This is a genomic window from Pseudomonas sp. yb_9 (genome assembly GCF_043103635.1).
In the GTDB taxonomy this organism is placed as follows: domain Bacteria; phylum Pseudomonadota; class Gammaproteobacteria; order Pseudomonadales; family Pseudomonadaceae; genus Aquipseudomonas; species Aquipseudomonas monteilii.
Window position 1 is genome coordinate 82,813 of record NZ_JBICKA010000095.1, and the last position, 24,974, is coordinate 107,786.

Annotated in this window: 23 protein-coding genes and 1 pseudogene; 12 read left to right on the forward strand and 12 right to left on the reverse strand. The window is 60.9% G+C overall.

Annotated features, from left to right (window positions below; all coding sequences use genetic code 11):
- The first annotated feature begins 150 nt into the window (after window positions 1-150).
- Together rep and ACF8MI_RS23745 are read left to right on the forward strand one after the other, a co-directional pair.
- Window positions 151-2,160, forward strand: a complete 2,010-nt coding sequence (gene rep, locus ACF8MI_RS23740) for a DNA helicase Rep (RefSeq protein WP_060498192.1) — start codon at window positions 151-153, stop codon at window positions 2,158-2,160.
- 65 nt (window positions 2,161-2,225) lie between these two features.
- The gene (locus tag ACF8MI_RS23745) at window positions 2,226-2,798 is read left to right on the forward strand and encodes a xanthine phosphoribosyltransferase (RefSeq protein WP_003253535.1); all 573 of its coding nucleotides are present in this window, start codon (window positions 2,226-2,228) and stop codon (window positions 2,796-2,798) included.
- 110 nt (window positions 2,799-2,908) lie between these two features.
- Here ACF8MI_RS23745 and ACF8MI_RS23750 read toward each other — a convergent pair whose 3' ends face one another.
- The 5 genes from ACF8MI_RS23750 to dadA form a co-directional block, all read right to left on the reverse strand.
- Complete coding sequence (locus ACF8MI_RS23750; RefSeq protein ID WP_200928898.1) at window positions 2,909-4,768, reverse strand: acetyl-CoA hydrolase/transferase family protein; 1,860 nt, start codon at window positions 4,766-4,768, stop codon at window positions 2,909-2,911.
- A gap of 227 nt (window positions 4,769-4,995) precedes the next feature.
- Window positions 4,996-5,400: a cytochrome c5 family protein gene (locus ACF8MI_RS23755; protein WP_033693936.1), complete on the reverse strand. Its 405-nt coding sequence runs from the start codon at window positions 5,398-5,400 to the stop codon at window positions 4,996-4,998.
- A 154-nt stretch (window positions 5,401-5,554) separates the two neighbouring features.
- Entirely contained in the window at window positions 5,555-6,103 is a 549-nt protein-coding gene (locus ACF8MI_RS23760; protein ID WP_012274808.1) for a cupin domain-containing protein, read from the reverse strand.
- Window positions 6,104-6,213: 110 nt separating this feature from the next.
- Window positions 6,214-7,287, reverse strand: a complete 1,074-nt coding sequence (gene alr / locus ACF8MI_RS23765; RefSeq protein WP_060498194.1) for an alanine racemase — start codon at window positions 7,285-7,287, stop codon at window positions 6,214-6,216.
- Between the two features lie 146 nt (window positions 7,288-7,433).
- Complete coding sequence (dadA, locus tag ACF8MI_RS23770) at window positions 7,434-8,738, reverse strand: D-amino acid dehydrogenase (RefSeq protein ID WP_016712682.1); 1,305 nt, start codon at window positions 8,736-8,738, stop codon at window positions 7,434-7,436.
- A gap of 156 nt (window positions 8,739-8,894) precedes the next feature.
- Here dadA and dadR point away from each other — a divergent pair, with 156 nt between their 5' ends.
- Entirely contained in the window at window positions 8,895-9,383 is a 489-nt protein-coding gene (gene dadR / locus ACF8MI_RS23775; RefSeq protein WP_003258963.1) for a transcriptional regulator DadR, read from the forward strand.
- A gap of 2 nt (window positions 9,384-9,385) precedes the next feature.
- On the opposite strand, the gene ACF8MI_RS23780 is transcribed toward dadR, so the two are convergent.
- Window positions 9,386-9,739: a YkgJ family cysteine cluster protein gene (locus ACF8MI_RS23780; protein ID WP_060498195.1), complete on the reverse strand. Its 354-nt coding sequence runs from the start codon at window positions 9,737-9,739 to the stop codon at window positions 9,386-9,388.
- 257 nt (window positions 9,740-9,996) lie between these two features.
- On the opposite strand from ACF8MI_RS23780, the gene ACF8MI_RS23785 reads away from it, so the two are divergent.
- The gene (locus ACF8MI_RS23785) at window positions 9,997-11,289 is read left to right on the forward strand and encodes an FAD-binding oxidoreductase (protein WP_060498196.1); all 1,293 of its coding nucleotides are present in this window, start codon (window positions 9,997-9,999) and stop codon (window positions 11,287-11,289) included.
- A 4-nt stretch (window positions 11,290-11,293) separates the two neighbouring features.
- Here the strand turns inward: ACF8MI_RS23785 and ACF8MI_RS23790 are convergent, their stop codons facing one another.
- Complete coding sequence (locus ACF8MI_RS23790) at window positions 11,294-11,524, reverse strand: DUF1127 domain-containing protein (RefSeq protein ID WP_060498197.1); 231 nt, start codon at window positions 11,522-11,524, stop codon at window positions 11,294-11,296.
- Window positions 11,525-11,702: 178 nt separating this feature from the next.
- Here ACF8MI_RS23790 and ACF8MI_RS23795 point away from each other — a divergent pair, with 178 nt between their 5' ends.
- On the forward strand, window positions 11,703-13,133 hold the full coding sequence (locus ACF8MI_RS23795) for a PLP-dependent aminotransferase family protein (RefSeq protein WP_164525201.1): 1,431 nt from the start codon (window positions 11,703-11,705) through the stop codon (window positions 13,131-13,133).
- 61 nt (window positions 13,134-13,194) lie between these two features.
- Window positions 13,195-14,751 (forward strand): phospholipase D family protein, encoded by a 1,557-nt coding sequence (locus ACF8MI_RS23800; protein ID WP_104833747.1) that lies wholly within the window; start codon window positions 13,195-13,197, stop codon window positions 14,749-14,751.
- A 40-nt stretch (window positions 14,752-14,791) separates the two neighbouring features.
- Here ACF8MI_RS23800 and ACF8MI_RS23805 read toward each other — a convergent pair whose 3' ends face one another.
- Entirely contained in the window at window positions 14,792-15,931 is a 1,140-nt protein-coding gene (locus tag ACF8MI_RS23805; RefSeq protein ID WP_016712688.1) for an MFS transporter, read from the reverse strand.
- 101 nt (window positions 15,932-16,032) lie between these two features.
- Window positions 16,033-17,526: an aldehyde dehydrogenase gene (locus ACF8MI_RS23810; protein WP_104833746.1), complete on the reverse strand. Its 1,494-nt coding sequence runs from the start codon at window positions 17,524-17,526 to the stop codon at window positions 16,033-16,035.
- 196 nt (window positions 17,527-17,722) lie between these two features.
- Here ACF8MI_RS23810 and ACF8MI_RS23815 point away from each other — a divergent pair, with 196 nt between their 5' ends.
- Both ACF8MI_RS23815 and ACF8MI_RS23820 read left to right on the forward strand, forming a co-directional pair.
- Window positions 17,723-18,082, forward strand: coding sequence for a cupin domain-containing protein (locus ACF8MI_RS23815; RefSeq protein WP_012274818.1), 360 nt, complete (start codon window positions 17,723-17,725; stop codon window positions 18,080-18,082).
- Between the two features lie 83 nt (window positions 18,083-18,165).
- Complete coding sequence (locus tag ACF8MI_RS23820; RefSeq protein ID WP_060498204.1) at window positions 18,166-18,369, forward strand: hypothetical protein; 204 nt, start codon at window positions 18,166-18,168, stop codon at window positions 18,367-18,369.
- 66 nt (window positions 18,370-18,435) lie between these two features.
- Here ACF8MI_RS23820 and rpmG read toward each other — a convergent pair whose 3' ends face one another.
- Window positions 18,436-18,591, reverse strand: a complete 156-nt coding sequence (gene rpmG, locus ACF8MI_RS23825; protein WP_003253507.1) for a 50S ribosomal protein L33 — start codon at window positions 18,589-18,591, stop codon at window positions 18,436-18,438.
- An 11-nt stretch (window positions 18,592-18,602) separates the two neighbouring features.
- Window positions 18,603-18,839, reverse strand: a complete 237-nt coding sequence (gene rpmB / locus ACF8MI_RS23830) for a 50S ribosomal protein L28 (RefSeq protein WP_003253504.1) — start codon at window positions 18,837-18,839, stop codon at window positions 18,603-18,605.
- Window positions 18,840-19,201: 362 nt separating this feature from the next.
- Here rpmB and ACF8MI_RS23835 point away from each other — a divergent pair, with 362 nt between their 5' ends.
- Window positions 19,202-20,809 carry an ABC transporter substrate-binding protein gene (locus ACF8MI_RS23835; RefSeq protein ID WP_200928899.1) on the forward strand — a complete coding sequence of 536 codons (1,608 nt, stop codon included), beginning with the start codon at window positions 19,202-19,204 and terminating at the stop codon, window positions 20,807-20,809.
- Between the two features lie 128 nt (window positions 20,810-20,937).
- Here the strand turns inward: ACF8MI_RS23835 and ACF8MI_RS23840 are convergent.
- Window positions 20,938-21,105, reverse strand: a pseudogene (locus ACF8MI_RS23840) (JAB domain-containing protein); the annotation flags it as partial.
- Window positions 21,106-21,178: 73 nt separating this feature from the next.
- On the opposite strand from ACF8MI_RS23840, the gene ACF8MI_RS23845 reads away from it, so the two are divergent.
- The 3 genes from ACF8MI_RS23845 to ACF8MI_RS23855 all read left to right on the forward strand — a co-directional run.
- The gene (locus ACF8MI_RS23845) at window positions 21,179-22,345 is read left to right on the forward strand and encodes a tyrosine-type recombinase/integrase (protein ID WP_223817826.1); all 1,167 of its coding nucleotides are present in this window, start codon (window positions 21,179-21,181) and stop codon (window positions 22,343-22,345) included.
- A complete protein-coding gene (locus ACF8MI_RS23850; RefSeq protein WP_200928900.1) occupies window positions 22,338-23,945 on the forward strand; it encodes a site-specific integrase in 1,608 nt (535 codons plus the stop codon). The genes ACF8MI_RS23845 and ACF8MI_RS23850 overlap by 8 nt, the downstream gene beginning before the upstream one ends.
- Window positions 23,942-24,974: hypothetical protein (locus tag ACF8MI_RS23855; protein WP_392517908.1), on the forward strand; the 1,033-nt coding region annotated here is incomplete at its 3' end. The genes ACF8MI_RS23850 and ACF8MI_RS23855, both read left to right, overlap by 4 nt.

Consider the following 24,974-nt stretch of genomic DNA (forward strand, 5'->3'; position numbering starts at 1 on the left):
CCGGCAAATATGATTTTTTCAGGTACTAGGATTAGTCCCGCTAATAGTAGGCCGGACAAAAGTCTGACTCAGACGTCAGACGGTCGCGCCATAACGGCCCCATGCCTGTTAGAATGCGCGGCTATTTTCTGGCGACCCCCGGTTTCTAGCATGTCCCGACTCAATCCCCGGCAGCAGGAAGCCCGTGACTACGTCGGCGGCCCTCTTTTGGTGCTCGCCGGTGCAGGTTCGGGCAAGACCAGCGTGATCACGCGCAAGATTGCCCACCTGATCCAGAACTGCGGCATCCGTGCCCAGTACATCGTGGCGATGACCTTTACCAACAAAGCCGCGCGCGAGATGAAGGAACGTGTCGGCACCTTGCTGCGTCCGGGGGAAGGCCGCGGCCTTACGGTGTGTACCTTCCACAACCTGGGCCTGAACATCATCCGCAAGGAGCACGAGCGACTGGGCTACAAGCCGGGCTTCTCGATCTTCGACGAGTCCGACATCAAGGCGTTGCTGTCGGACATCATGCAGAAGGAATACTCCGGCGACGACGGCATCGACGAGATCAAGAACATGATCGGTGCCTGGAAAAACGACCTGATCCTGCCACCCGAGGCCCTGGAAAAGGCGCGCAACCCGCGCGAGCAGACCGCCGCCATCGTCTACACCCACTACCAGCGCACGCTCAAGGCGTTCAACGCGGTGGACTTCGACGACCTGATCCTGCAACCGGTCAAGCTGTTCCAGGAGCATCCTGAGGTGCTGGAGCGCTGGCAGAACCGCGTGCGCTACCTGCTGGTGGACGAATACCAGGACACCAACGCCAGCCAGTACCTGCTGGTGAAGATGCTGATCGGCATGCGCAACCAGTTCACCGTGGTGGGCGACGACGACCAGTCGATCTACGCCTGGCGCGGTGCCCGCCCCGAGAACCTGATGCTGCTCAAGGAGGACTACCCCTCCCTGAAGATCGTCATGCTGGAGCAGAACTACCGCTCCACCAGCCGCATCCTGCGCTGCGCCAACGTGCTGATCGCCAACAACCCACATGCGTTCGAGAAGCAACTGTGGAGCGAGATGGGCGTAGGCGACGAGATTCGCGTCATCCGCTGCAAGAACGAGGAAGCCGAGGCCGAGCGCGTGGCCATGGAAATCCTCACCTTGCACCTGCGCACCAACCGCCCGTACAGCGACTTTGCCATCCTTTACCGTGGCAACTACCAGGCCAAGCTGATCGAGCTGAAGCTGCAGCACCACCAGGTGCCGTATCGCCTGTCGGGCGGCAACAGCTTCTTCGGTCGCCAGGAGGTCAAGGACCTGATGGCGTACCTGCGCCTGCTGGTGAACCCGGACGATGACAACGCCTACCTGCGCGTCATCAACGTGCCACGGCGCGAAATCGGTTCCACCACCCTGGAAAAGCTCGGCAACTATTCCACCGAGCGCGGTATTTCGATGTACGCCGCCAGCGAGGAGCTGGGCCTAGGCGAGCACCTGGATGCCCGCTACACCGAGCGCTTGCAGCGCTTCAAGCATTGGCTGGACGGGGTGCGCCAAAAGGTTGCCCTGGAAGACCCGATTGCCGCGCTGCACGAGATGATCCGCGACATCGACTACGAGAACTGGATCCGCCAGCAGACCGCCAGTGACAAGGCTGCCGAGTTCCGCATCAGCAACGTCTGGTTCCTGGTCGACGCGCTGAAGAACACCCTCGAGAAGGATGAAGAGGGTGACATGACCATCGAGGACGCCATCGGCAAGCTGGTGCTGCGCGACATGCTCGAGCGCCAGCAGGAAGAGGAAGAGAACGCCGAAGGTGTGCAGATGATGACCCTGCACGCCTCCAAGGGCCTGGAGTTCCCCTACGTGTTCATCATGGGCATGGAAGAGGAAATCCTCCCGCACCGCTCCAGCATCGAGGCTGACACCATCGAAGAGGAACGCCGCCTGGCCTACGTGGGCATCACCCGCGCACGTCAGACCCTGGCCTTCACCTTCGCTGCCAAGCGCAAGCAGTACGGTGAAATCATCGACTGCACGCCCAGCCGGTTCCTCGACGAACTGCCACCGGACGACCTGGCCTGGGAGGGCCTGGACGATGCACCGGTCGAGGTGAAAGCCGCACGCGGCAACAACGCCTTGGCCGATATCCGGGCAATGCTCAAACGCTGATCAACCATTACTCTTTAATTCTGCCGCTTTTAGCGGCCACCTTTGTTACATCGAGGAATACCACAGTGGAAGCACTGCATCAGAAGATTCGCGAAGAAGGCATCGTGCTTTCCGATCAGGTTCTCAAAGTCGACGCGTTTCTCAACCACCAGATCGACCCTGCGCTGATGCAGCTGATCGGTGACGAGTTCGCCCGCCTGTTCGCTGACGCGGGCGTGACCAAGATCGTCACCATCGAAGCCTCGGGCATTGCCCCGGCGGTGATGACGGGCCTAAAGCTGGGCGTGCCGGTGATTTTTGCCCGCAAGCACCAGTCGCTGACCCTGACCGAGAACCTGCTGACCGCCTCGGTGTATTCCTTCACCAAGCAGACCGAAAACACCGTGGCCATCTCGCCGCGCCACCTCAACAGCAGCGACCGCGTGCTGGTGATCGACGACTTCCTGGCCAACGGCAAGGCGTCGCAGGCGCTGATCTCGATCATCAAGCAAGCCGGCGCCACCGTGGCTGGCCTGGGTATCGTGATCGAGAAGTCGTTCCAGGGCGGCCGTGCCGAGCTGGACAGCCAGGGCTACCGCGTTGAATCGCTGGCCCGGGTGAAGTCGCTGGAAGGCGGAGTGGTGTCCTTCATCGAGTAAGGCCGCAACGCGATCCCTGTGGGGCCGGGTTCACCCGCGAATGCGATGGTGCGCTCACTCAAGCATTCGCGGGTAAACCCGCTCCCACAGGGGCCAATAACCCCTAGGGTTCATTTGGTTGTCGCCAACCCCGCCAGCAGCAACCGCTGGTAAAGCTCTTCCTTCAGCCCATTCGGCTGATCCAGCCGCATCCGCGCCAGATGCCCCTCATACCCCTCCGGCCCCGGCGCATCCAGCGCTGCCTTGCCCAGTTCAAGCACCTCGCTCAGCTTGAACTTGCTCTTCAACCAGTTCAGCGCCCGCAACAAGTCCCGCTCTTCGGCGGTAAAATCCGTTCCCATCGGATACTCCGGAAACAACCGCGCATGCCGTGCCCGAATTGCCTCCAGCCGCTGCGGTGTGTTGTCGGTAAACCGCGCATCCAGCTGGAAATCCCTGGCCAGTTTGCCGGCCTCTTTAGCCTGCTCGATCAGCCCCTGCTGGAACCGCGAATCACACACCGCCAACAACCGCGCAATCACCTCGCTGTCGGTCTGCCCGCGTAGGTCGGCAATGCCGTACTCGGTCACCACGATATCGCGCAGGTGTCGGGGGATGGTGCAGTGGCCATAGGTCCAGAATAGGTTCGAGGTCACCTCCCCACCCGCCTCGCGCCAGCTGCGCAACAGCAGGATCGAGCGCCCGCCTTCCAGTGCATGGGCCTGGGCGACGAAGTTGTACTGCCCACCCACGCCGCTGAGCACACGACCATCTTCCAGCTGATCGGCCACCCCGGCGCCGAGCAACGTCATGCCGAACGCCGTGTTGATAAAGCGGGCATCACGTCGCTGCTGGCGTTTGAGTTCCTCCTGCCCGTACAGCTCGTTGATGAAGCTGATACGGGTCATGGCAAACCGTGCGCGCTGCTCAAGCGGCATCTCCCTTAGCCGCTGGTAGAACGCATGAGGCCCGAGGAAAAAGCCACCATGCAACACCGGCCCCTGCTCATCGACAGAGCGCCGTAGCAAGCCCGCTTCGGCCAGCACCAACAGACCGTTAACGAACATTTCGCTGCAGCCGTACAGGCCTTCGGCAAAAGTCTTTAGCCCCCCTTCCCGCTCAATCAGCGCCTGCCACGGGCCGATATCCAGCTCGTCGAGCAAGGCCCGGTAGCCTGCGTTGTCGCCCTGGCGCGCCAGCAACGCTGCAGCGACTGCATCCCCCATGGCACCGATGCCGACCTGCAAGGTGCCGCCGTCACGCACCAGCGTGCTGGCGTGCAAACCAATGCAGTGGTCCTGGGTGTTGACCGGCATGTTCGGCGTGGAGAACAACCGGCGCTGCTCGGCTTCATCGATCAGCAGGTCGAACGCATCGATGGGCAATTCCGCATCGCCGGGCATGTACGGCAGTTCGGTATGTACCTGGCCGAGCATGAGGATGGTTTCGCCGGCCGCGCGGCGCTTGGCGATCATTGGCAGCAGGTCGAGGGTGATGTCGGGGTTGCAGGCCAGGCTGAGGTGGACGGGCTTCTCGGGCGTGGCCGCGACCAGTTGCGCGATCAGGTTCAGGCCCTTGGCGTTGATGTCACGGGCGGCGTGGCTGTAGTTGCTGCTGATGTAGTCCTGCTGGGCCGATTCGCTGTGCAGGAGGCTGCCGGGCTGCATGAAAAACTGCTCTACGCGGATGTTTGGTGGCAGGCTGTCGTTGCGCAGGTCAGCGAGGTAGGTGAGGTCTTCGTAGTCGGCGAAAACGCGCTCGACGAAGGGTTCGAGAAAGCGCCGTTGCAGGCCATCGCCCAGTGGCGGGCGGCCGAGGGACAACGCGGTGTAAATGGTCAGCTGTCGCTCGGGCAGTTCGCGCACCCGGGCGTAGAGGGCGTTCACGAAAGCGTTGGGTTTACCCAGGCCCAGGGGCAGGCCCATATGGATATGGGCTGGCAGCCGGGACAGGACCTGCTCGACAGCCTGGTCGATAGCGCAGAGGTGCATCGGGGCCTCCTGAGACATCCATGGGTTCAGGGGTTGGACATAGGCCTGAACTGATTGGTTGCCTGTGCCGGCCCTTTCGCGGCTAAAGCCGCTCCCACAGGGATCTCACAGCCCTTGAATCCTGTGCAGTACCTGTGGGAGCGGCTTTAGCCGCGAAAGGGCCGGCACAGGCAATACAAAAACAAAGCCCGCCATCAACGGCGGGCCTCGTGCAATTCAGCTGTGTGTTACAGCCCGGACATTTTCTTGATCGCCCCTTTCAGGTCGTCATCCGAGCAATCTGCGCAGGTGCCCTTCGGCGGCATGGCGTTGATGCCGGTAATGGCCTTGGCCAGGATGCCATCCAGCCCGCCCTGGTGGTCGGCGCGTTCTTTCCACGCGGCGGTGTCGCCAATTTTCGGCGCGCCGAGCAGGCCGGTGCCATGGCAGGCATTGCAGTGCTTGGCGATGATGTCATCCGGCGTTTTGGCGCCCCCGCCCCCCGCCGCTGCAGCCACTTCCATGCCTTTGCATTCCTGGCCCTGGACACACACCTGGCCTACCGGCTCCAGGCGCTTGGCAATGTCGTCGTTGGTCGCAGCGGTTGCGCTCATTGCCCAGAGGGCGAATACGGCTGCTGGTACGGCCAGCATCTTCTTGATTTGGTTCACGCGAACACCCTCATGGTGGCTAATCACGCTCGCGGCCACGGAACGGCGAGCGTTGAAAAGTATAGCGGGAACCCAGAGGCCGTGAAACGACCCTACACAGGAAAGGGGTATTGCCGAATCAATGCACTGCGCTGGATCAAAAGTTTGAAGGCGTCGCTGCACTGATCAACCGCGCCGGCTGGTCGAAGGGGTTGCGAAAACGGTGCGGGCGGGTGCTTTCGAAGTAATAGCTGTCGCCTTCTTCGAGGATGAAGATCTCGTTGCCGACCACCAGTTCCAGGCGGCCTTCCAGCAAGATGCCGGTTTCCTCGCCGTCATGGGTGAGCATTTCGGCACCGGTGTCGGCACCCGGCGGGTACACCTCGGTAAGAAAGGCGATGGCGCGGTTGGGGTGCGACTTGCCGACCAGCTTCATGGTCACCGCACCGTCCGAGATGTCGATCAGCTCGTGGGCCTTGTAAACAATCTGCGTGGGGCTTTCAGGTTCCAGCTCGACCGAAAAGAACTCGACCATGGACATGGGGATGCCGCTCAGCACCTTGCGCAGCGAGCTGATCGAGGGGCTCACACTGTTCTTCTCGATCATCGAGATGGTGCTGTTGGTCACGCCGGCACGCTTGGCGAGTTCACGCTGGGACAGGCCCTTGAGCTTGCGGATGGCTTGCAGTCGTTCGCCGACGTCCAAAGCTGGAGCCTCCTGAAACGGTGGAATGGGGGGGTGGATGTGAACGATATCATGGCAATGCCGTTCAGTATTTACAACACACCGCCCCTCAACCTGTCCGCTTCAGCGTGTCATTCGCCGATGTAGTCCCGCGGCACGCGCTTCAGGTTGCAGAAGATCTGGTACGGAATGGTGCCTGCATGCGCGGCCACTTCGCTGGCCAACACCTGCTTGCCCCACAGTTCCACCGGGCTGCCGACGGTGGCGTGCGGCACATCGGTGAGGTCGATGCTGAGCATGTCCATCGACACCCGGCCGATCAGCTGGGTGCGCTGGCCGGCCACCAGCACCGGGGTGCCGTTGGGCGCCTGGCGCGGGTAACCATCGGCATAGCCCATGGCGACCACACCGACACGGGTTGGCCGCGGGCTGACGAACTTGGCGCCATAGCCCACCGGCTCGCCGGCAGGCAACTCGCGCACGCTGATGACCCGCGATTGCAAAGTCATGACCGGTTGCAGGCGTTCGGCCTGGGCCTGGGCCACTTCGAACGGGGTGGCGCCATACAGCATCAGGCCTGGGCGTACCCAGTCGCTGGGCGCTTGTGGCCAGCCCAGCACGCCAGGGGAATTGCGCAGGCTGCACTCGGCGGCCAAGCCCTGGCGGGCGGCCTCGAACACGGCGATCTGCTGGGCGGTGGCGTCGGCATCCAGTTCGTCGGCGCGGGCGAAGTGGCTCATCAATACGATGCGCGCCACCTTGCCGCTGGCCAGCAGGCGCTGGTAGGCGTCGTGGTAATCCTTCGGATGCAGGCCGACACGGTGCATGCCGCTGTCGAGCTTCAACCAGACAGTAAGCGGCTTGTGCACCTGGGTCTGCTCAATGGCTTCGAGTTGCCACAGCGAATGCACCACACACCACAGGTCGTGCTCGGCGATCAGCCCCAGCTCGCTGGCTTCGAAAAAGCCTTCCAGCAGCAGCACTGGGGCCTTGATGCCAGCGGCGCGCAGTTCCAGCGCCTCTTCAATGCAAGCCACGGCAAAACCGTCGGCTTCGGCCTCCAGGGCCAGGGCGCAGCGCACGGCGCCATGACCATAGGCGTCGGCCTTGATCACGGCGAGGGCTTTGGCACCGGTCAGTTCACGGGCCAGACGGTAGTTGTGGCGCAGGGCCTGGAGGTCGATCAGGGCGCGGGCGGGACGCATGGCGGCTGCCTTATGGTGGTTCGGGTTGAAATCGGTGTTGGATTCTTCGCGGGCAAGCCCGCTCCCACATGTACTGCACAGCTTTCAAAACCTGTGAAATACCTGTGGGAGCAGGCGAGCCCGCGAAAGCGCCGGTACTGGCGAACTTACTGCTGGTGAGCCGGCGCAGTCTGCCCGTGCTTGGCCACTTCCGGGCTGTTGCCATAACGGGAAATGTCCAGGCCTTCGGCACTGATCTGCGGCTTCTTGCGCGCAATCAGGTCGGCCAGCAGACGACCGGAGCCGCACGCCATGGTCCAGCCCAAAGTTCCGTGACCGGTGTTCAGGAACAGGTTGCGGAACGCGGTCGCACCCACAATCGGCGTACCGTCCGGGGTCGCCGGGCGCAGGCCGGTCCAGAAGCTGGCCTGGCTCAGGTCACCGCCGCGAGGATAAAGGTCGTTGACGATCATCTCCAGCGTTTCGCGCCGACGCGGGTTCAGCGACAGATCAAAACCGGCGATTTCAGCCATGCCACCCACACGGATGCGGTTGTCGAAACGGGTGATCGCAACCTTGTAGGTTTCATCGAGAATGGTCGACGTCGGGGCCATGTCGCCGTTGGTGATCGGCACGGTCAGCGAGTAGCCTTTCAGCGGATAAACCGGGGCTTTGATGCCCAGCGGCTTGAGCATCTGCGGCGAGTAGCTGCCCAGCGCCAGCACGTAGCGGTCGGCGGTTTCCAGCTTGCCGTCGATCCACACACCGTTGATGCGGTCGCCAGCGAAGTCCAGGCGCTGGATGTCCTGGCCGAAGCGGAACTCCACACCCAGTTTTAGCGCCATGTCGGCGAGCTTGGTAGTGAACAGCTGGCAGTCGCCCGTCTGGTCGTTAGGCAGGCGCAGGGCACCGGCCAGGATGTCTTTTACACCCGCCAGGGCCGGTTCAACGCGGGCAATGCCGTCGCGGTCGAGCAATTCGTAAGGCACGCCGGACTGTTCGAGCACGGCAATGTCCTTGGCCGCGGCGTCTACCTGGGCCTGGGTACGGAACAGCTGGGTAGTGCCCAGGCTGCGGTTTTCGTAATTGATGCCGGTTTCAGCGCGCAGCTCGTCGAGGCAGTCACGGCTGTACTCGGACAGACGCACCATGCGCTCTTTGTTCACCGCGTAACGGCTGGCGGTGCAGTTGCGCAGCATCTGTGCCATCCACAGGTACTGGTCGACGTCGCCGGTGAGCTTGATGGCCAGGGGGGCGTGGCGCTCCAGCAGCCACTTGATGGCCTTCAGCGGCACGCCAGGTGCGGCCCAGGGCGAGGCATAGCCGGGCGAGATCTGACCGGCGTTGGCAAAACTGGTTTCCATGGCCACCGCCGGCTGGCGGTCGACCACCGTCACTTCGAAACCTTGCCGGGCCAGGTAGTAGGCACTGGCGGTTCCGATTACGCCGCTACCAAGTACCAGAACTCGCATCGTTATATCCCTCGCACGCGGCACGCCGCAGACTTTTATTGAAATGGCATGAATGGGCGCAGTATAGGAATTTGAGACCAGTGCAATTCACTATATAAAAGCCTATTATTGGCGAGAATTCTCGGCAAAATCGCCTTTCACGGAGGGGCATCCCCTATGAGAACCCAGCACCAGAGCAAGCGTGAACTGGACAAGATCGACCGTAACATCCTGCGTATCCTGCAGAATGACGGGCGTATTTCCTTCACCGAACTGGGCGAGAAAGTTGGGCTTTCCACCACCCCTTGCACCGAGCGGGTTCGCCGCCTGGAGCGCGAGGGCATCATCATGGGCTACAACGCACGCCTGAACCCGCAGCACCTCAAGGGCAGCCTGCTGGTATTCGTGGAAATCAGCCTGGACTACAAATCGGGCGACACCTTCGAGGAGTTCCGCCGCGCGGTGTTGAAGCTGCCCCATGTATTGGAGTGTCACCTGGTGTCGGGTGACTTCGACTACCTGGTGAAAGCGCGTATTTCGGAGATGGCGTCGTACCGCAAGCTGCTTGGCGACATCCTGCTGAAGCTGCCGCATGTGCGCGAATCGAAGAGCTACATCGTGATGGAGGAGGTGAAGGAGAGCCTCTGCCTGCCGATTCCGGACTGAGGCTAGACCAGCACCTGGCGGGTAGTGGCAATGAACTGGTGGACCAGTTGCTCGGCGGCAGGGTCGATCATCGGTTCAGGGCCACGGCCACGCGGGCAGGCCATGCGCGGCGTGGTGCCGAACAGGCGGCAGATCATGGGCCGTTCTTCGTACACCGTGCAGCCGTTGGGGCCCAGGTGCACGCAATCCAGGCGCTCCAGGGCGGCGTCCTGCTCGGCCTGGGACTTGCGTGGCAGACGGGCCATTTCTTCCGTCGAAGTGGTGACCGGGCCGCAGCAGTCGTGGCAGCCGGGTTCGCACTCGAATGAGGGGATGAGTTCGCGCAGGAAATGGATCTTGTGGCGGTTGCAGGACATGGCGATATTCAGCGTAAACAATGGCGGGATTATAGGCCCACTGGCTCTGTGTAGGAGCGGCCTTGTGTCGCGAAAGGGCCGCAGAGCGGCCCCGGCAATATCTGCGGCGAAGCTGATAGCCTCGGGGGCGCTGCGCACCCCTTTCGCGACACAAGGCCGCTCCTACAATTAACCGCGCCAGACTGAAGGCCGGTTGCCCACCCCAAAGGCCGGGCTTATCCTCCCCCCCTAGCCCACCAGTCCTCAGGAACGAGCCAATGATCCACAGCGCGCAGCACGCCGCCTCCTACTACGCCGCCAGCAGCGCGCCGCACCCTGACCACGCCTTCCTGCAAGGTGACCACAGCGCCGATGTCTGCATCGTCGGCGGCGGCTATTCGGGCCTGAACACTGCCATCGAGCTGGCCGAACGCGGCTTCTCTGTCATCCTGCTGGAAGCGCGCAAACTGGGCTGGGGCGCCAGTGGGCGCAATGGTGGGCAGTTGATCCGTGGCGTTGGTCATGGCCTGGAACAGTTCCTGCCGGTAATTGGCGAGGAAGGTGTACGCAGCATGAAGCTGATGGGCCTGGAGGCTGTGCAGATCGTCCGCGAGCGGGTGGAAAAGCATGCCATCGCCTGTGACCTGACCTGGGGCTACTGCGACCTGGCCAACAAACCCGCCGAATTGCTGGGTTTTGCCGAGGACGCCGAAGCACTGCGCAGCCTGGGCTACGCGCATGAACTGCGGCTGGTCGGCAAGGACGATATCCACAGCGTGGTCGGTGCCGACTGCTATGTGGGCGGGCTGGTCGACATGGGCTCCGGCCACCTGCACCCGCTGAACCTGGCCCTGGGCGAAGCGGCCGTGGCCAGCCGCCTGGGCGTGAAGCTGTTCGAACAGTCCGAGGTTACCCGCATCGACTACGGGCCCGAAGTGCAGGTGCATACTGCCCAGGGTCGGGTGCGCGCCAAGACCTTGGTGCTGTGCTGCAATGCCTATCACAACGACCTCAACCGCGAATTAGGTGGCAAGGTGCTGCCTGCGGGCAGCTACATCATCGCTACCGAGCCGCTGGGCGAAGAACGCGCACGCGTGCTGTTGCCACAGAACATGGCGGTGTGCGACCAGCGCGTGGCCCTGGACTACTACCGCCTGTCCGCCGACAACCGCTTGTTGTTTGGCGGTGCCTGTCACTATTCAGGTCGGGACCCGAAGGACATCGCCGCCTACATGCGCCCCAAGATGCTCAAGGTGTTCCCGCAGCTGGCTGACGTGCGCATCGACTACCAGTGGGGTGGCATGATCGGCATCGGCGCCAACCGCCTGCCACAGGTTGGCCGCCTGGCCAGCCAGCCGAATGTGTATTACGCCCAGGCCTATTCAGGCCATGGGCTCAACGCCACCCACCTGGCCGCACGCCTGCTGGGCGAGGCCATCAGCGGCCAGGAGAGCGGGCGTTTCGAGCTGTTTGCCAAGGTGCCACACATCACCTTCCCTGGCGGCAAGCACCTGCGCTCGCCGCTGCTGGCATTGGGGATGCTGTGGCACCGGCTTAAAGAACTGGTCTAAGGCCTCAATCTTTCCAGAAGGGCTTACGCCCTTCTGTCCGGGCCTGCTCCCAGCTCAGCCCGACATCGCGCAGCTCGTCATCCGTCAACTGCAGCAGCGCCCTGCGGGTGTGCCAGCGATGCAGCATCAGCCCCCAACGCCCCAAACCCTCCGGCGCGTTGAATACCTTGGCCTGCTGCCCGACTTCCAGCTCCTTGGCCAACAGTTGCAAGCGCACATCGCTCATGCCACCCATCGCTGCATTCTCCCATTCGATTGATACCGTGGAGAAAGCATGCGCGTCGGCAGCACCGGCAATACAGATCCAATACAGCCTTATTATTCCCATACAGAATTGGCTGAAGATCGACTGAATGCTGTATTTTCAACCCAACTGTACCGGTCGCTATGCCAATGCAGCGCAGGAGTATGCCGTGACCCTCTACCTGAACCTCGCCGAACTGCTCGGCGCCCGCATCGAACAGGGCCTGTACCGCCCCGGCCAGCGCCTGCCATCGGTGCGCGCCCTGAGCGTGGAGCATGGCGTCAGCCTGAGCACCGTGCAGCAGGCCTACCGCACGCTCGAAGACAGCGGCATGGTCTCGCCACGGCCCAAGTCCGGCTACTTCGTCAGTGACCACCGCCTGCTGCCAGCCCTGCCCGCCGTCAGCCGCCCGGCCCAACGCCCGGTGGACATCTCGCAGTGGGAACAGGTGCTGGAATTGGTGCGCAGCACCCCACGCAAGGATGTGGTCCAGCTCGGCCGCGGCATGCCCGACATCGACAGCCCCACCCTCAAGCCGCTGCTGCGCAGCCTGGCGCAGTTGAGCCGGCGGCAGGACATGCCAGGCCTGTACTACGACAACATCCACGGCAACCTGGCCCTGCGTGAACAGGTTGCCCGGCTGGTGCTCGATTCCGGTTGCCGCCTGGGCCCGGCTGACCTGGTGATCACCACCGGCTGCCACGAGGCGCTATCGTGCAGCATCCGCGCCGTGTGCGATCCTGGCGACATCGTTGCCGTCGACTCCCCCAGCTTCCACGGCGCCATGCAAACCCTGAAGGGCCTGGGCATGAAAGCGCTGGAAATCCCCACCGACCCGGTCACCGGCATCAGCCTGGAGGCGCTGGAGCTGGCTCTGGAGCAGTGGCCGATCAAGCTCATCCAGATCACCCCCAGCTGCAACAACCCGCTTGGCTACATCATGCCCGAGGCACGCAAGAAGGCCTTGCTGAGCCTGGCCCAGCGCTACGACGTGGCAATTCTGGAGGATGATGTATACGGCGACCTGGCCTACACCTACCCGCGCCCGCGCACCCTCAAGTCGTTCGATGACGATGGCCGCGTGCTGCTGTGCAGTTCGTTCTCCAAAACCCTCGCCCCTGGCCTGCGGGTAGGCTGGGTGGCCCCTGGGCGCTATCTGGAGCGCGTGCTGCACATGAAATACATCAGCACCGGCAGCACCGCCTGCCAGCCCCAACTGGCCATCGCCGACTTCATCGCCGCCGGGCACTATCAACCCCATGTCCGGCGTATGCGCAGCCAGTACCAACGCGGCCGCGACCTGATGAGCGACTGGGTGACCCGCTACTTCCCGGCGGGCACCCGGGTGAGCCGGCCCCAGGGCGGCTTCATGCTCTGGGTAGAATTGCCCGAACATTTCGATACGCTGCGCCTGAACCGAGCTTTACTGGAGCAGGGCGTTCAGGTGGCCGTCGGCAGTATCTTCTCGGCCTCGGGCAAGTTCCGCCACTGCCTGCGCATGAACTTCGCCGCGCGGCCAACGCCGCAGATCGAAGCCGCCGTGCGCAAGGTAGGTGAAACCGCCCTTCGTCTACTGGATGAAGAAAGCGCCGACGCGTAACTTTGCGCCGCCCGCGACGGTCCAACCCCCCAAAGCCCTTGCTGCACAGGAAGATCCACCCTTGAGACTCCAGCGAGCCTTGCCTCTGCTGCTGGTACTGTCGTTTGGCCTTACCGGCTGCGCCAGCGTCAGTGTGCCCCGCGAAACCAGCCAGGCGTTACCCGCCAACGACTCGGCCTTCGGCCGCTCGGTGCTGCGCCAGGCCGCGCCCTACGGGGGGCGCTCGGGCTTTCGCCTGCTGCCCAACAGCAACGAGGCATTCCGCGCCCGTGCCGAACTGATCCGCAACGCCCAGGCAAGCATCGACCTGCAGTACTACATCGTCCACGACGGCCTCAGCACCCGCGCACTGGTGCATGAACTGCTACGCGCCGCCGACCGTGGCGTGCGTGTACGCATCCTGCTGGACGACACCACCAGCGATGGCCTGGACACCATCATGGGCACCCTGGATGCCCACCCGAACATCCAGATTCGCGTGTTCAACCCGCTGCACCTGGGCCGCAGTACCGGCGTGACGCGCGCCGTGGGCCGGCTGTTCAACCTGTCGCGCCAGCACCGGCGCATGCATAACAAACTCTTCCTGGTGGACAACAGCATGGCCATCGTGGGCGGCCGCAACCTGGGTGACGAGTATTTCGATGCCGAGCCCAACCTCAACTTCACCGACATAGACCTGCTGGGTGTAGGCCCGGTGGCTGAACAGCTTGGGCACAGTTTCGACCAGTACTGGAACAGCGCCCTGAGCCGGCCGATTACCGACTTCCTCTGGCGTGCTCCGGATGCCAATGACCTGCACGCCAGCCGCCATCGCCTGGAGGTGTCGCTGGCCGAAGCCAGAACCCGGCGCAAGGCCTTGTACGACCGCCTGATGGCCTACCAGTCGCAGCCGCGCCTGGATGTCTGGCGCAACGAGCTGATCTGGGCCCACGCCCAGGCGTTGTGGGATGCACCGAGCAAGGTGCTGGCCGATGACGAACCCGACCCACAGCTGTTGCTGAGCCAGCAACTGGCGCCGGACCTGGCCAACGTGCACCGCGAGTTGATCCTGATGTCGGCCTACTTCGTGCCGGGCGAACCGGGCCTGCTCTACCTCACCGGCCGCGCCGACGCCGGTGCTTCGGTGAGGCTGCTGACCAACTCGCTGGAAGCCACCGACGTGCCGGCGGTGCATGGTGGCTATGCGCCCTATCGGCGGGCCTTGCTTGAGCATGGCGTGCAGCTGTTCGAGCTGCGCCGCCAGCCGGGTGCGCCAGTACACACGCGCCTCAGCCTGCATGGCAGCAGCTCGGATTCGAGCCTGCACACCAAGGCGATCGTGTTCGACCGGCGCAAGACCTTCATCGGCTCGTTCAACTTCGACCCGCGTTCCGTGCTGTGGAACACCGAGGTAGGCGTGCTGGTGGACAGCCCGGAGCTGGCCGAATACACCCGCGAACTGGCCCAGCAAGGTATGGCACCTGCGTTGAGTTACCAGGTGAAACTGGTGGGTGACAAATTGGTTTGGGCGACCGAGGACAATGGCCAACGGCATATGCTGACCTCTGAGCCGGGCGGGATGTGGCGGCGGTTCAATGCCTGGATCAGCAAGGCCGTTGGCCTGGAGAAGATGTTGTAGCAACGATCTTTGGGGGCCGCAGAGCGGCCCCCAAATTCCATCAGGCAGACACTGCCTCGAAAGCCCCACGCCGCTGGGTCAACACCACCAGCCCGGCAGCCCCGGCAGCCATCAGGAACAGCAATGCATGTCCGCTGATCCACTGGCTGCCGGCCCCCGCCAGCAACGGCCCGAGCAGGCAGCCAATACCCCAGAGCTGCGCCACATGGGCATTGGCCCTTACCAGCTCATCATCGCGATAACGCTCACCGATCAGCACCAGCGACAGGGTGAACAAGCCACCGGCACTGGCCCCGAACAGCACCCACAACGGCCACACAACCGGGGTATGCAGCAGCAGCGGAATCGCCAGGCTGGACACCAGCAGCGTCACCGCACACCCCGTGAACAATGCACGTCGCGACATATGGTCGGCCAGCGCGCCGATCGGCAGCTGCAGCACTGCATCACCAACCACCACGGTACTGACCATGAACAGGGCGATTTCAGTGGTAAAGCCTTGCTGCAGGCAATACACCGGCAGCAAGGTAAGGATCATTGCCTCGAACGAGGCGAACAGGGCGATGGCCCAGGCAATCACAGGCAAGCGCCGGCAGAAGGCGAACAAGTCGCGGAAGGTAACGCTGCAGGCCTCCGTGCTCGGCGCTCCGCCACGCCCCAACAGCACCAGCGGTGCCGCCAGCAGCAGGCCGGTCGCGGCCCAGAAGCCGAAGTCGTCATCCGAGCCGAGGAAACCCAACACCAACGGCCCGGCCAGCTGGCTCAGGGCATAGCTGCTGCCGTACAGGGCCACCAGCCGGCCACGCCACTGCTCGACTACCAACTGGTTGATCCAGCTTTCGCCGAGGATGAACACCACGGTGAGGGACATACCGATCATCAGCCGCAGCAACAGCCACAGCGGGTAGCTGGGCAGCAGCGCGACCAACCCGATCGACAGCGCCCCGCCCCACAGGCACAAACGCATGGCCGAAGGCACGCCGACCCAGCCGGCCAGGCGGCTGGCGATACTGGCGCCGGCCAGAACACCCAGCGCTGGCATCGCAGCCATTACGCCAATGGCGAAGCTGCCGTAGCCCCAGGCCTCCAGGCGCAGGGATACCAGCGGCATGCTTACGCCAAGGGCCAGCCCGACACTGAGTACGGATGCCAGCACGGCGAAATAGGTACCCCAACGCATTGCAGCCTCCCAGGCAGAATTCTTGAACAGCAAAAACGACAAAGCCGGGGCAGCGTGAGCCGACCCGGCTTAGGTTGGGGCTGCTCTGCAGCCCCCGGCGATTACAGCTTGATCCAGGTCGCCTTCAGCTCGGTGTATTTCTCCAGTGCATGCAGCGACTTGTCACGGCCGTTGCCCGACTGCTTGAAGCCACCGAACGGCGCGGTCATGTCGCCGCCATCGTACTGGTTGACCCACACGCTGCCAGCGCGCACGGCACGGGCGGTCTTGTGGGCCTTGGAAATGTCCGAGGTCCAGATGCCGGCGGCCAGGCCATATGGCGTGTCGTTGGCAATGGCCACGGCTTCTTCAGCGGTGTCGAAGGCAATCACCGACAGCACTGGGCCGAAGATTTCTTCCTGGGCAATGCGCATGGCGTTGGTCACGCCGTCGAAGATGGTCGGTTCGACGTAGGTACCACCCGTCTCTTCCAGGGTACGCTTGCCGCCAGCCAGCAGCTTGGCGCCATCCTGGTGGCCCGCTTCGATGTACGACAGCACGGTGTTCATCTGCTGGGTATCGACCAGGGCACCGACGGTGGTCGCCGGGTCCAGCGGGTTGCCGGGCTTCCAGCCTTTCAGGGCCTCGACCACCATCGGCAGGAACTTGTCCTTGATCGAACGCTCGACCAGCAGGCGCGAACCTGCGGTGCACACTTCGCCCTGGTTGAAAGCGATAGCGCTGGCAGCCGCTTCGGCAGCTGCTTGCAGGTCTGGCGCGTCGGCGAAGACGATGTTCGGGCTCTTGCCGCCGGCTTCCAGCCAGATACGCTTCATGTTCGATTCGCCCGCGTACACCATCAGCTGCTTGGCGATCTTGGTCGAGCCGGTGAACACGAGGGTGTCGACGTCCATGTGCAGGGCCAGGGCCTTGCCCACAGTGTGGCCGTAGCCGGGCAGCACGTTCAGCACACCTGCCGGGATACCGGCTTCGATCGCCAGCTGGGCGATACGGATGGCGGTCAGCGGCGATTTTTCGGACGGCTTGAGCACCACCGAGTTACCGGTGGCCAGCGCCGGGCCGAGTTTCCAGCAGGCCATCAGCAGCGGGAAGTTCCACGGTACGATGGCACCGACCACACCCACTGGCTCACGGGTAACCAGGCCAAGCTGGTCGTGCGGGGTCGGGGCGACTTCGTCGTAGACCTTGTCGATGGCTTCGGCGGTCCAGTGAATGGCTTGCGCCGCACCCGGGATGTCGATGCTGGAGGAGTCGCCGATCGGCTTGCCCATGTCCAGGGTTTCCAGCAGCGCCAGCTCTTCAACGTTCTTGCGCAGCAGGTCGGCGAAGCGGATCAGCTTGGCCTTACGCTTGGCCGGGGCCAGCTGCGACCACACGCCAGCGTTGAACGTGGCGCGGGCGTTTTCCACTGCGCGGTTGGCATCGGCCAGGTCGCAGCTGGCAACCTTGGCCAGGAAGCGTCCGTCGACCGGGCTCAGGCACTCGAAGGTTTCACCGGATACGGCATCGGTGTATTCGCCGTTGATGAAGGCGCGACCTTCGATCTTCAGTTGCTGGGCACGTTGTTCCCAGTCCGCACGGGTCAGGGTGGTCATACGAAACTCCTCCTCTTGTTTAGGTGCAACGCCGCACTGAGGACTCACAGGCGTTGTCAGAATTCTGGCCGGGCGACGCGCGCACACGGGCAAGCGATACCCTAAACCAGCCGGTGTAAACTATCAATATATTTGACACGCAGGGCTCAAAAGCCTACTGATGTTCATTTTATTAAACAAGAACAGGAGCCGCACCATGAGAATAGACAGCATCATCGACTTCGCGCAGGTCATCACCGAGGCCGAACGCTACCGCCCGGCGGCGGAAAAAATCCTCAAGGGCGAGCCGGACCAGGCTGTCTATAACCATTATTCCAGCCCGTGCGGGCAGTTTGCCGCAGGCGTGTGGGAAGGTGAGGTGGGCCAGTGGACGGTGAACTACACCGAACACGAATACTGCGAAATCGTCCAGGGCGTTTCGGTGCTGCGCGACCAGGACGGCGGGGCGAAAACCCTGCGTGCCGGTGATCGGTTCGTGATTCCCGCCGGTTTCAAAGGTACTTGGGAGGTGCTGGAACCGTGCCGCAAGATCTATGTGATGTTCGAACAGAAATAACTATGTAGTGCAGGCAGCCTGCTGGCGTGCGTGAGGATGGCCCTGCCCATGTCGGGCCATCCAACTTCAACAGGAAGATCACCATGACCAACGAAGACGTTCTGAAAACCCTCGCCCACCTGGTCGGCACCCCCTACGCGCCGGCAATCAAAGACACCATCTGCTCCCTCACCGGCCGCACCCGGGTAGTCGGCCCCAACGAGATGTGCACCCGCGAGTACGACGTCGAGCGCATCCAGATCAAGGCCGGCACCGACCTGCTGATCCAGGGCTTCCACTTCGGTTGAGCGTAATGCAGGCATAAAAAAACCCGCGTCCTTTCGGATGCGGGTTTTTTTCAGGTCGCCGATCAATTACTTGATCTTGGCTTCCTTGTACACCACGTGCTTGCGAACAACCGGATCATATTTCTTGATCTCGATTTTGTCCGGGGTGGTGCGCTTGTTCTTGTCGGTGGTGTAGAAGTGGCCGGTACCGGCACTCGAAACCAGACGGATCAATTCACGCATGATGTTCTCCCTTAAACCTTGGCGCCAGCTTTACGGATGTCAACCAGAACGGCGTCGATGCCGCGCTTGTCGATGATACGCATGCCTTTGGCGGAAACGCGCAGACGCACGAAACGCTTCTCGGATTCAACCCAGAAACGGTGGTGCTGCAGGTTCGGCAGGAAACGACGACGGGTTTTGTTGTTTGCGTGGGAAATGTTGTTCCCGGTTACTGGACCCTTACCAGTAACTTGACAGACTCTCGACATGACTCAGCCCTCTAAAACCACATGCCCAACCCGGCATGGGTTGGCCGCTTAATCTCTCAGTCTTTGGCGCCTTGGGCGCCGTGATTCTGGAGGTCTTATCGACCGGATCCGCTGATGCGACAGGCCGAGCCCCTAGAAAAGAGCGCTGCTTTATACCAGAAAGACTTGGCTGCAACAACAGTAGATGCACATTACCGCGAGCCAGAACGCGCCGGGCCAGCATAACGGCAGGCCCCGCCAGCCGTCGACCGCTCGTCGCCAGATTTGTAAAAAAGGGTGTGGTCATTTGCCGGCAGGCGCACTAGGGTAAGCCTTTTCCAGACTGCACTGGCAGATGGGCCACTGACAGCCAAGGAGCCACCATGCGTGTAGCCGCCCTTTCCTTATTGTTCAACTCTCTGTTCGCCGCCGGCGCCCTGTTCGCTGCCGGCGCTGCCCAGGCCGCCCCGCTGAGCGTTTGCAGCGAGGCAAGCCCCGAAGGCTTCGACGTGGTGCAGTACAACTCGCTGACCACCACCAACGCCACGGCTGACGTGCTGATGAACCGCCTGGTGGAGTTCGACGCGGCGCAGGGCAAGGTGGTGCCGAGCCTGGCGGCCAGCTGGGCAGTGTCGGTCGACGGCATGGTGTATGACTTCACCCTGCGCGATGGCGTGAAATTCCACACCACCCCCTACTTCAAGCCAAGCCGCGAGCTGAATGCCGACGACGTGCTATTCAGCTTCCAGCGCATGCTCTACCCGGCCCATGCCTGGCACAAGACTGCACCGGGCGGCTACCCGCATGCCCAATCGCTGCAGCTGGGCAGCCTGATCAAGGCGATCGAGGCACCGACGCCGAACACCGTGCGCTTCACCCTCAGCCACCCGGACGCCACCTTCCTGGCCACCCTGAGCATGGGCTTTGCCTCGATCTATTCCGCCGAATATGCCGACAAGCTGCTGAAGGCCGGCACGCCGGAGAAGCTCAACAGCCAGCCGATCGGCACCGGGCCTTTCGTGTTCCAGCGCTTCCAGAAGGACGCCGTGGTGCGCTACCGCGCCAACCCGGACTACTTCGCCGGCAAGCCGGCGGTCGACCCGTTGATCTTCGCCATCACCACCGACGCCAACGTGCGCCTGCAGAAGCTCAAGCGCGGCGAGTGCCAGGTCGCCCTGTCACCCAAGCCACTGGACATTGCCGAAGCGGGCAAGGACGGCAACCTCAAGGTGGCCAGCACTCCGGCGTTCATGACCGCCTTCGTCGCCATCAACAGCCAGCACCCGCCGCTGGACAAACCGGAAGTGCGCCAGGCCATCAACCTGGCTTTCGACAAGCAGGCCTACCTCAAGGCCGTGTTCGAAGATTCCGCGGTGGCCGCCAACGGCCCCTACCCGCCAAACACCTGGAGCTACGCCAAGGACCTGCCCGGCTACCCGCTGGACCTGAAGAAAGCCAAGGCGTTGCTGACCAAGGCTGGCTTGGGTGAAGGCTTCAGCACCACGATCTGGACCCGCCCGTCGGGCAGCCTGCTCAACCCCAACCCCAGCCTCGGCGCACAGATGCTGCAGGCTGACCTGACCAAGATCGGCATCAAGGCTGAAATCCGTGTGATCGAGTGGGGCGAGCTGATACGCCGCGCCAAGGCCGGCGAGCATGACCTGCTGTTCATGGGTTGGGCAGGCGACAACGGTGACCCGGACAACTTCCTCAGCCCGCAGTTTTCCTGTGCGGCGGTCGAGTCGGGGACCAACTTCGCACGGTTCTGCGACAACCGCCTGGACCAGTTGATCAGCGCCGGGCGCACCACCAACGACCAGAGCGTGCGCAGCCGGTTGTACCAGCAGGCGCAAGCGTTGATCCAGCAACAGGCGCTGTGGGTGCCACTGGCGCACCCGACGGCGGCCACCCTGCTCCGCCAAGGGGTTGAGGGATACCAGGTGAACCCGTTCGGGCGGCTGGACTTGAGCAAGGTGTCGGTGACCAAGTAAGCCCTGGAGGTGCCTACCTTGAAAGGGGTGGCGCCTGGGAGATCGAGCGCCGCGCGGGCGGCGCTCGATCTCTCAGGCGCTACAGCCCTCAAGACAGGCACCTAGCAGCCATGGCAGCATTGACCTGCCTAAGCCACAACCCACCCCTGCTCAACCATCGACAACGGCTCCCCGTCACCGATGATGATGTGATCCAGCACCCGCACATCGATCAGCCCCAGTCCCCGCTTCAACGACAGGGTCAAATGCACATCGTCCTGGCTCGGTTCACTGTTGCCTGAGGGGTGGTTGTGGCAATTATGGTATATGTTCGGAAACGTTGCAGATCTGGAGCTACCGATGCCAGACGTCCCTTTCTGCGAGATCCGAATGATTCGTACTGCCTCCAGCGGCCTCAGGCCATACCTGCTGGTGCAGGGGGTTCCAGTGATCCTAGCAAACCTCTGGGCGGAGGATTTGCTCCACAGATCGCGTCTCAATACCGTCGAAAATTACCTACGTGACATCGCTATCGCGTACGAGTGGGCTCTCAGCCGAGGTTCTCCACTGGAAGCGAAGCTTGAGCGCCTAGCGGTGTTCAGCTCAGCGGAACTGACATCGCTGGCCGAACGCCTCTGCTCCACCAAACGCGGTGCGGGTGCGAGCCAATCGACATGCACCCGACGACTCGAAGCTGTCAAATCATTCATAGATTTCTCCTTCGAGCACTACGTTGAGCTCAATCGACTAGGTCTACTTGAGCAAAGCCAAGCGGAAAAAAACAAAGCCAAGAATCTGCGAAATCTTCAAAAAAAAATCACCAAGATTGCATATCAATCAGAACCGCCGCTACCAGCAACGCCACTTGACTCCGGCGGACAAGCCTTATTCAAAGGGGTGCTCAGTCCTGATGACTTTAGGAACCCATTCCAAAGTAAACAGATACAGGCACGCAATTACTGTCTGTTCTTAGTAATGCTTGAAACACTTGCCAGGCGTGGCGAAGTGGTTCTCATAGAACTCGACGACGTTGACCTTGGTCCCTCACCTACAATACGCATCAAGCGCCCAAGCGATATCAACAGGGAGCGGAGACTGGACGGGGCTAGTCTCAAGACGCGCGGTCGGATAGTCCCCATAACCGCATCGGTAGCCGCGGTTCTGAACGAATACATTTCCGATCATCGCCCTAAACTGATCAAACCAAAAAGACCTTGTACAGCCCTATTCGTGAGTTCCCGTGACGGGAGACGGCTATCTGCGCGAACCGTAAACACCATTCTTCGTACCGTTGCAGCCAGCCTCGGCTTGCCAAACTTTTCAACACGAATTCATCCGCACGGCTTGAGGGCGACAGGGGCAAATATAGCTCGCAAAAAGTTTGAAAAAAGTGGCGCCAACAGCATTAATGTAAAAGATGCTCTGGCGTATCTGGGCGGATGGAGCCCCAGCAGCGAAAGTGTTCAGCGCTACTCTCGACAGGCCATATCTGATCGGCTCGGCGAAATAATCAGAAGCTCAGACAGCTCAAATTTTCGAGGCAATGAAGATGATTAAAATTTCGCCTGCCGAACTCGTAGCCGAGATTGAATGTCGCTTCGGCATCGAGGCCGATGCCTTTCCTTCCACAGTCAAATCCACCTTCGGTCAGGCTATAACAATTCACAACAATGATGCGTGGGTTGAGAGAATAACGGTAGAGATTGTCGGGTGTGCTCCGATGAATATTGCGTGGAGCAAGCCCCTACATTCTAACTTGTTAGTTGAGTGGCTACTCAGAGGGTGGTTCATCGACAGACTCCAAACCCACATCGACCTTAGGCCTCTGATTGTCGTCCAGCGGCTTCTGGCCCAGCATAAATTTTCGGGAAATGACGCGGATACTATTGGCAATAGGTTATCGACATTTGCTGTACGTGAATGCACTCGATTAAAAGCATCAAGCTGGTATGAGGAGCTAGTTGCTCTTCGAGTATTTTATCGATGGTGCTTGGATGAAGAAGTCCCAGGCTTCAACGAACATGACAGCCTTGAACTATCACAGCTTACAGTAAAGGCGCATGATAACAGGCATTTAGTCACGATGCGAGATGATGACTTTGGCCCTTTCACTCGCGTACAACTCGCGAACATTGAGATGAAGCTTGCCAACAATCCGCTCATCACTCATGCCCAACGCACGCTTTTTTTGCTCTGTCGCGACTGGGCTCTTCGCCCTATACAGTTGGCCCTAATGCAGATTACTGACTTCGGGATCGATGAGGGCGGCCCCTTTGTAAAGGTGCCGAGTGTTAAAGGAATTAGACGTTCAAGGCTCAGGAGGCATCCGAGCAACCTGGTAAAACGTTACATCGCTAACGATACTGCAGAGGCAGTAGAACTTCAGTGCACTTTAGCTGAGACCCAATGCAATGCCGCATCGAAGGAAATCAACGCGATATGTGCCAGGCATGGAATAAGCACTCCAGTACTTCCTACGCCGTTGTTTCCCTCGGCGTACACAACCGAAAACCGCCTTTTACGCTTCCTCACCAACCCCAAGCTGACACCATTCACATTACATCTCGACAACCATAGAATAAGTTATGCGCTAACATCTCTCACTTGGATACTCCAGTTACCAGACCCTCATCGACCCATACAAAAAACAGAGCCCTTCATGCGGATCACCGCGTACCGACTGCGCAGGACCAAGGCTACTTCAATGGTTCTTTCCGGTGCATCCCCTGAAGAGGTCGCTGAAGCTTTAGATCATTCAAATCTGAACTCTATAAAGCACTACTTCCATTACAACCTTGAGCTGCAAGAGTTCATAAATACGACCCACATGGCAAGCCCGGAGATCAATGCAGCCGTGCAGATGTGGTGCGGCAAATTCATGGAAGAAATCCCTGACAGATCCGCGCTAAGGCCAATAAGTGGCTTAGGATCATGCAATTCTGAAGAGCCATGTCCTTACCACCCGACGGTCACTTGCTATGCATGCCCTAAATTCAGACCTAGCCGTCATGCTAATCATGAAGGGGCTTTAGCAGACATCACTAAATTCCAGCAGATGCTCGGGAGCAATTCCACTGGCGCTATGGCCCAACAGGTCGAAGCAGCAATTCACGGCGCTAAGTCAGTAATCATTGCTGTGAAGGAGTTGAAAGAATGAGCATATCAATGATGGTCTTAGACGACCGATACAAACATGCAGAGCAACAATTTAATGACCTCAAGGCCAACGGATTAGTAGCAGGAGATTTCGAGGGCAAGGTATGGCAGTATCGATCGAGTAATATTCCCTTCACATCACTCGATCCTCTCAACAGGCGAAATCAAGACCAACCCCCTCTCCCGCTAGTGATTGGCAAGCTTGCGCGCTGCTTTATAGTTAAAGAAATTCTGGCACATCCGTCAGCAGAGCTGATTATCGGCAGAATGGCCTCGATTAGGCATCTATCCGCAGTAATGGATAGCGAAAACATTGAGTGGAGCGACATAACGCGCAAAGTCTTCGACCGCACCGTAGACTCGATCAGGCATGGACGTTCAGACTCTACCATTTACCATAGAGCAAATGCCCTCAAGGCATTTGTTGATTTCCTCAACCAACTTAGCGTAATGGTCGATGGAGTACTGCTGCGATTCGTCGATAGGTTTATCAAATGGCAAACTGGGATACCCAACCCGACTCATAGTGCGCTTGAACTCACATCACGAGAGTTTCAGCAAAGAGAAGAAAATCTATACTCTTCTGACTTGCACAAAGGGATTGCACAAGCCAGGTGGTTGATCAAGCAGAACCCACATTTGGAGCCAACTGCGGGCTTCGATAGAATTCGACTTGAGGCGACCTGCTTTGGAATGGCGCTCGGTTTGAGAGTTGGTGAGATCGCGAATCTTCCAAAGAGTTGCCTTTTCCAAGATCCCAACACTCACACGACGTTCGTACGAGTGCCTGTAGAAAAAAACTGCATCCCCAACGCCGTACCCGTCGCAGACCTATGGAGCGCACCACTCACCGAAGCGTACGAGTACTTGCTGGCTGTCACTCAGGATGCTAGAGAGCGTGCTCTTGACATTGAAACCAATGGTTTCTCATTTATAGATAAAGCACTCGCAGCCTATCGCGCTAACCATCCGTTAGATCCCGGCGCGGTGGATCAACTCTCATCGTTGGATCTGCCCGTAGAACATCACT